General features: G+C 43.0%; 6 protein-coding genes and 1 pseudogene. 5 read left to right on the top strand and 2 right to left on the bottom strand.

Annotation, left to right across the window (positions count from 1 at the left end):
* Positions 1-275: pseudogene (locus AZH43_RS07060) on the top strand (hypothetical protein); the annotation flags it as partial.
* An 85-nt stretch (positions 276-360) separates the two neighbouring features.
* On the opposite strand, the gene AZH43_RS07055 reads toward AZH43_RS07060, so the two are convergent.
* On the bottom strand, positions 361-528 hold the full coding sequence (locus AZH43_RS07055) for a hypothetical protein (RefSeq protein WP_162492932.1): 168 nt from the start codon (positions 526-528) through the stop codon (positions 361-363).
* Between the two features lie 380 nt (positions 529-908).
* Between AZH43_RS07055 and AZH43_RS07050 the strand changes: the two genes are divergently transcribed.
* A complete protein-coding gene (locus AZH43_RS07050; protein ID WP_067668105.1) occupies positions 909-1,916 on the top strand; it encodes an LLM class flavin-dependent oxidoreductase in 1,008 nt (335 codons plus the stop codon).
* Positions 1,917-2,626: 710 nt separating this feature from the next.
* The gene (locus tag AZH43_RS07045) at positions 2,627-3,193 is read left to right on the top strand and encodes an NAD(P)/FAD-dependent oxidoreductase (protein ID WP_067668102.1); all 567 of its coding nucleotides are present in this window, start codon (positions 2,627-2,629) and stop codon (positions 3,191-3,193) included.
* Between the two features lie 267 nt (positions 3,194-3,460).
* Here AZH43_RS07045 and ppsR read toward each other — a convergent pair whose 3' ends face one another.
* On the bottom strand, positions 3,461-4,297 hold the full coding sequence (gene ppsR / locus AZH43_RS07040; protein ID WP_067668099.1) for a posphoenolpyruvate synthetase regulatory kinase/phosphorylase PpsR: 837 nt from the start codon (positions 4,295-4,297) through the stop codon (positions 3,461-3,463).
* A 153-nt stretch (positions 4,298-4,450) separates the two neighbouring features.
* Between ppsR and ppsA the strand changes: the two genes are divergently transcribed.
* Positions 4,451-6,829: a phosphoenolpyruvate synthase gene (gene ppsA, locus AZH43_RS07035; RefSeq protein WP_067668096.1), complete on the top strand. Its 2,379-nt coding sequence runs from the start codon at positions 4,451-4,453 to the stop codon at positions 6,827-6,829.
* A gap of 81 nt (positions 6,830-6,910) precedes the next feature.
* The gene (locus AZH43_RS07030; RefSeq protein WP_067668093.1) at positions 6,911-7,723 is read left to right on the top strand and encodes an RDD family protein; all 813 of its coding nucleotides are present in this window, start codon (positions 6,911-6,913) and stop codon (positions 7,721-7,723) included.
* The last annotated feature ends 167 nt before the right edge of the window (positions 7,724-7,890 follow it).

Here is a 7,890-nt window from a genome sequence, read left to right as displayed (position 1 = left end):
GGCGCRGYTTTGGGSGGSGCGGGGGGCAATGGCGTAGGAAAAGCRGGGGCGGCAAAACCGGCGGTTATABCGGCGSGGCGGGGGGTTCTGCGGGSGGTGCGGTATTAGGAAAAAAAGTCAGTGAAGACCGCCGTTATGACGATAACGACCGTTATGATCGCCGCTATAACGACCGCGGCTACCGTTCAAACAACTACCGCTACAATGACCGCGGTTACTACAGCAATGATAATGGCCGCCACTTAGGTCATTATAAAAATAGCAAACGCCGTTAATGGCAAGCAAAAGATTGAATTAAAGCGCCTGCGGGCGCTTTTTTTAGGTCTGGACATTATCGTGCTGAAAGCAAAATACAAGCCTTTATTTTTTAACCTTTCGCTTCCCACCGCCATCCTGCTTGTTGACGGTGGCCCAGCCGATGCGTTCCGCATCCTGTTCTGACAGTCCACGCTCCTTCTCAGACTCTATAATATGCTGCGCCTGCCTCTTCTGCTTTGCCGTATATGCAGACTTATCACCTTGCGGCATTTGAATTCCCTCCATTCACTTGATACGCCATATCTTCTTGCTTAACGAATTTCATCTGTTGGATAGCCAGTTCTGCTAGGCAACACATTAAACATGGCGACTTATTCGCAATCGGATCAGCTGTAAAAAATTAATCTAACAAAATATTCCGTCAGATATGCATGATGTGCTCAATTCATACAGAGTTTTCATGCGCTTTAACATTTCAAAACACACCAGTAAAAAGATCACAAACTGAAATATCCTCTCCAATCAGCTTTCTTCTATTCAGTTTCATACACCGTTCATATCATTCAACATCAGCCATATCGAAATATTCCGATATACATTACACCCCTTATATCGTATTATTTCGATATAAACAGCTTATGGGAACAATTATGCGTTCATTGCACGATACCAAATTCTCTATCTTAGAACTTGCGCCAGTTAGAGAAAACAAAAGCATTCAGTCCTCCCTGCACCATGCATTGGAATTAGCTCAACATGCCGAACGATTAGGCTATGAGCGCATTTGGCTGGCAGAACATCATAATATGGCAGGCATTGCCAGTTCAGCAACATCAGTGCTTTTAGGCTATCTGCTTGCCAACACCTCAAGCATTAAAGTTGGCTCTGGCGGAGTGATGCTGCCGAACCATGCTCCTTTAGTTGTTGCAGAACAATTTGGCACACTGGCAACCCTCTACCCGAACCGTGTGGAATTGGGTCTTGGCCGCGCTCCAGGAACAGACCCAGCAACCATGCGTGCACTGCGCCGCGGGCATCAAGAAACTGAAGATCAATTTCCACGTGACGTTGCCGAAATTTTACAATATTTTAAAGACCCAGCCCCCAACCAACGCATTATTGCCACGCCGGGCCAAAGCACACATGTGCCTGTTTGGCTGCTTGGATCGAGCCTGTTCAGCGCGCAGCTGGCAGCGCAACTAGGCTTGCCTTATTCATTTGCATCGCACTTTGCCCCGCGCATGCTGGCCCAAGCTATTCAGCTCTACCGTGAAAACTTTGTCCCTTCTGAATATTTGGATCGTCCTTATGTTTCTATGGGCGTTCCAATCCTTATTGCGGACAGCGATGAGGAAGCAGAATTCCTTGCCTCAACGCCCTATCAGCGCATCTTAGGCATGATCCGCAGCAACCGGACGACCTTAAAGCCGCCCGTAGAAAATATGAATGAACTTTGGTCACCTGCAGAAAAGCAATATATTGATAACTTCTATGCGGTGGCGCAAATAGGCTCGCCAGAAACAGTAAAAGCCGGGCTAGCGAATTTACTGACTCAATATGATGTTGATGAGTTTATTTTCACATGTGATATTTACGATACAGAAAAACGCTTAGATAACTTTACACGTTTGATGAATCTTAAGAATCCAGCCAGTTAATTCATTCACGCAACTTTAATTGCAACGCTATAAATTCCGTCACAGAAGCACTGCATCTTGCAGTGCTTTTAATTTTTAATGGCTTAAGTTATTCACTTGCTTTTTATTCAATCAATTTTTAAATCTTTTTGAGTAGACTATTATCTCAATGTTCAAGCTTTAGAAATTTAGCAATAAAATTCAATTGAATGACATCTGCTGTATGTTTTTTCCAAAAAATGCTGACAATCGGTACATTAAAACAGCATTTCGTCCCTAAGCTGTTCAGCCTAGTTAAACAAAATCACAAAAATCAGCGGCATTGCAAATAGAATCAGCACATGCATCAGCATATTCCCCAGCTTTTATAGCGGCCAGCTCAGTCGCTCTTTTAGCGGCGGCGCGGCCTGCTGTATTTGTTTATGCAACCAAGTAAAAAGGCGATTATTTAATCCTGATGTTATATGGATTATCTGTGGCAACTACCTTCAAAATCATCCGCGATAAACAACCAGACATCTACGTCATTCAAATGCCCAATACGCACAGCACAAAGATGATTAACAAATCTCATTTTTTTACAAAAATGAAAGTTTAGAACAGCTTCAGGCAACACTTTGCAAGGATGACTGTTCAGACGCAATTCTTTACTTTACCTGATGCAGGTTCTTGGCTAAAAATACATCTGCAAATAACACGAATGAAATAAAACGAAAATAGCGGATAATTTTATGGACACATTTAAAATGGATGCCCCTTGCCCAGTCTTCAAAAATGCAGCCGAAGACTATGCCGAATTTCTAGGCGATTTGATTCCATCAGCGGAAATCAAGCAAATCGACTTTAGCGCTAAAAATGTCGCAATTATCAATATTGATCAGCATTCTGCAAACTTACTTTCTGAAATATGCGACCAAGCTAAACAGGTTGCTGTATTTCAAATTCATCCGCATTTTGTATTGCCAAAAACTGAACGCTTTACCCAAAAACTGATACAGCATCCCTTGTTTGCTAAAAACAGGCGCCTATTTAATAACCGCATTAAAAGCCTGCTGGCGTTACGCTTTTTAGAAGACCAAGTCAAAGACACATGGCTAAAGCATCTATTAATGCCCAATACCGCACTTCAAAATAAAGTCTTTTTAAAAGCAGATCACTATTACGCATCTCTGCAGCGGGCAAACTGCACCTTGGTCACTTGGCCAATCGTAAAAATTCACAGCCAAGGCATTCAAGCCGTGAACGGCCACATTTATGCATGTGACTGCATTATTTACAATCACGATGAAAAACTGTAATGACAATAAGATTACAGGCATCAGTTTTAAGCTGGATGGCATAAAATGATTACGCAGAATTAAGCGATACATCACTTAATTTAGAAATATAAATGAATGATGGAGATCAAATCTTCGAAAGGTGCTCAGAAAAAGTAGTATTTAGATATAAAATGAATGTTATATGAGTATTTTTCTAAAACATACTGATACTATTTATATATCAATAGATAGGATATTTTTATAATAAATGAGCCACACAAAGTGGCTCATTATCATTCTTCAGCATCAGCCAATGCGGCGTTTCAAGCCTGTCATCTGCAAAACACGTGTCGAAATTTCTTCAATTGACATCTCAGAAACATTTAAATATTTGATGCCTTCTGAAATATAAATGCCTTCAATGGCGCGCAGCTCCATCTGGCACTGGCTAAAACTGGCATAACGGCTATTCGCTTTGCGCTCGCTTCGGATTGCAACCAAACGCTCAGCATCAATCATCAAGCCAAAAAGCTTATTTTTATGAGGACGAAGCACTGCCGGCAAGCGGTTATCATCCAAATCCTCTTCAGTCAGCGGATAGTTTGCAACACGTATGCCAAATTGTAATGACAAATAAATTGAAGTCGGTGTTTTACCTGAACGGGACACCCCAATCAAAATCAAATCGGCTTTGTCATAATGCCGGGTTCGCGCGCCGTCATCGTTGTCCAAAGCAAAATGAACCGCATCAATCCGCGCCTTATAAGACTCAGAATCGGTCACTGCATGGGTTTGTCCGACTAAAGTAGTAGGAGATGTGCCTAACTCATCGGATAATTTACTAATAAGTCCTTCAAATACATCAAGATTTATTGCATCAGCAGTGTTAATAATATCGCGCACATACTGGTCAACCAATGTATCAAAAACCAATGGCTTTTGACCGTCTTTTTGTGACCGCTGATTGATCTCGACAACCACGTTCATCGCCGCTTCTTCGGTCGTAATATAAGGGATAATATGAATGTCAAAATCAACATGCGGAAACTGCGCCAGCAGCGAGTGTCCGAGGGTTTCAGCGGTAATTGCAGTCCCATCCGAAATGAAAAATACACTGCGCTGAATTTGTTTACCTTCTGACATTAAAATTCTCCTCAATTATTTGTCTAACTGCTATATAATCTTTATAGTAAACCATCTTACATGACTATCTCTTAGTTAGATCAAAAAGCTAAGTTTTTTGTTATAATTTCATGCCAAGATAGTGATTAATACTGCAAAAGTGGAGTAACAACTTTGGAAGCGCGCGTAATTGGTCTAGAAAAATTAGGAAAACACGACGTGGAACTCGTGGGTGGCAAGAATTCATCTCTCGGTGAGATGATCAGCCATTTAGCAAATGCCGGTGTTTCTGTACCGGGCGGCTTTGCTACTACAGCAGAAGCTTACCGTGAATTCCTCGAGAAAAGCGGCCTAAACGCTAAAATCAATGCAGAGCTTGCAGCGCTTAACGTTGATGACGTCAATGCCCTTGCTGAAACCGGCGCTAAAATCCGTCAATGGATCGTAGACTCTCCTCTTACGCCAGAATTGGAAAATGAAGTTCGTGAAGCTTTTGCAGAACTTTCTAACGGCAACCCTGAAATCGCGGTTGCCGTTCGTTCATCTGCAACAGCTGAAGATTTGCCTGACGCATCTTTTGCTGGTCAGCAAGAAACCTTCTTGAACATTCGCGGCATCGACAACGTTCTGATCGCAATCAAAGAAGTTTTCGCTTCACTTTATAATGACCGCGCAATCTCTTACCGTGTACACCAAAACTTTGCTCACGATGTAGTGGCTTTATCTGCCGGCATTCAGCGCATGGTTCGTTCAGAAACTGGTGCAGCGGGTGTTATGTTCACCTTAGATACAGAATCAGGCTTCCGTGATGCTGTGTTTATTACAGCATCATACGGTTTGGGCGAAATGGTTGTTCAGGGCGCAGTAAACCCTGACGAATTCTATATTTCTAAACCGCTTCTTAAAAACGGCAAACACTCGATTTTGCGTCGCAATTTAGGCTCTAAGCACCAAAAAATGATTTACGGTGAAGAAGGCGCTGCTGGCAAATCTGTTGTTGTTGTCGACGTTGAAAAAGCTGACCGTCAGCAATTTGCACTGAATGATCACGAACTTCAAGAACTTGCTAAACAGGCATTGATTATTGAAGAACACTATCAAGCGCCAATGGATATCGAATGGGCGAAAGACGGTGATGACGGTCAAATCTATATCGTTCAAGCACGTCCAGAAACTGTAAAAAGCCGTGAAAATGTCGGCACTATGGAACGCTACCTGCTGAAACAGAAAGGCACTGTTCTATGTGAAGGCCGCTCAATCGGTCAACGTATCGGTTCAGGCCGCGTCCGCATCGTTACATCAATTAAAGAAATGGACAAAGTTCAAGACGGCGATGTGCTTGTATCTGACATGACTGACCCGGACTGGGAACCAGTAATGAAACGCGCAGCGGCTATTGTAACCAACCGCGGCGGCCGTACTTGCCATGCAGCAATTATTGCACGTGAACTTGGTGTTCCAGCTATCGTTGGCTGCGGCAACGCAACTGAAGTACTTGTAGACGGCCAAGAAGTGACTGTTTCATGTGCTGAAGGCGACACTGGCTTTATTTATGAAGGCTCTTTGGATTTTGAAATTCAAAAGAACTCTATCGAATCTATGCCTAAGCTTCCGTTCAAAATTATGATGAACGTCGGCAACCCTGACCGTGCATTTGACTTCGCTCAAATTCCGAACGAAGGTATCGGCCTTGCGCGTTTAGAATTCATCATCAACCGCATGATTGGCGTACATCCTAAAGCGCTTCTTAACATTGACAGCCTTCCGCGTGAAACTCGCGCAGCTGTTATGGCGCGTACTGCTGGCTACTCTTCTCCAATTGAATTCTATGTTGAAAAATTGGTTGAAGGCATTTCTACACTTGCAGCTGCTTTTGCTGACAAACCGGTGATTGTGCGTATGTCTGACTTCAAGTCAAACGAATATGCAAACCTGATTGGCGGCAAGCTTTATGAGCCTGAAGAAGAAAACCCAATGCTGGGCTTCCGTGGCGCTAGCCGCTATGTGTCTGACAACTTCCGTGACTGTTTTGAGCTCGAATGCCGTGCATTGAAAAAAGCGCGTGACGAAATGGGCTTAACCAACATTCAAATCATGATTCCTTTCGTACGTACTGTAAGCGAAGCGAAGCGTGTTATTGAACTATTGGCATTGAACGGCCTTAAGCGCGGTGAAAACGGCCTTAAAGTCATCATGATGTGCGAATTGCCGACTAACGCATTGTTAGCTGAACAGTTCCTTGAGCACTTTGACGGCTTCTCTATCGGCTCTAACGACTTGACTCAGCTGACACTTGGTCTTGACCGTGACTCTGGCATTGTTTCTCACCTATTTGATGAGCGTGATGCTGCGGTAAAAGCGCTTCTTTCAATGGCGATTCACGCATGCCGTAAAGCTGGCAAATATGTCGGCATTTGCGGTCAAGGCCCTTCAGACCATCCTGACCTTGCAAAATGGCTCATGGAGCAAGGTATTGAATCTGTTTCCTTGAACCCAGACTCAGTTTTAGAAACTTGGTTCTTCCTATCAGAAGAAAAAGCTCAACAAGCTTAAGAATCTGTGTTAAAAAAAGACCCACAAGCGGGTCTTTTTTTTCATCTATACTTTACCTATACGTTTTGAGATTTTAGTTTTATGCAAATTTACTTGGCGAGAAATAATCAACAAGCCGGACCATACAGCCTAGAGCAAGTCAATCAAATGCTTGCCGACCAACAAGTGCTGCTGACAGATCTTGCCTGGCACCAAGGCATGGCTGAATGGAAAGCTTTAGGTGAGCTCACCCAGGGAAAACCGACATATCAGCCAGAAGGTTTCAGCGTTTCAGCCAACGCACAGCCTCTCAATACTCAAAGCCCATTGAATCAAGGCGCTGCAAGCCAAAACCCGGCAATTCAGAATTCATCTGCGCAGAACACTGCCAAAACAAGCCAGCAAACTTTAGCCTCCATCCCCAGCCGCGTGCTGGCTAAAATTGCTGACCTGCTGCTTTGGGTGCCTGCCACTTACATTTTAACTGGCTTTTTTTCCAAAGAAGAAGCGCAGCAGTTTAATACCTTAAACATCCAGTTTATGGACGCGGTGTTCGGCACTACCGCAAATCCGGTATTAGCTCAAGAACTGCAGACCAAAATGATTGAAATGTTTTCACAGCAGGCATGGTTCGCCATGGGCGCTTACCTCTTTATTATGCTGGCTGTACAGGCATTTCTGATTGCCAAAACAGGGCAATCTATTGGCAAAAAACTGACTAAAATTAAAATCGTTGATGCTGAAACAGGTGAGAAAACATCATTAATGCGTGCATTCACACTGCGCAGCGTACTGTTTATTTTTTTAAATTTTGTATTTTTATTCATCGCAATCATTGATCTGGCTTTTGGATTTGGCGCGAAACGTCAAACTTTGCACGACAAAATCGCCAAAACCAAGGTCATAAAACAATAATTTAATGAAATTTAAAAAGGGATGATTTTTCATCCCTTTTTTTCCAGCATATTGAAATTAAAATAAAATTCCTACAATAAATCCGCAATTCCGACCAGTAAAATCGGTTTTTATAACAGTGATTTAAAGCATGTTTATGTATAGCTTAGTTGAATGATATGAGGCAT

This window comes from Acinetobacter pragensis (assembly GCF_001605895.1).
GTDB lineage: Bacteria > Pseudomonadota > Gammaproteobacteria > Pseudomonadales > Moraxellaceae > Acinetobacter > Acinetobacter pragensis.
Note: the sequence above shows the minus strand (reverse complement) of the source record. Positions and strands in the feature narration are given on the sequence as shown.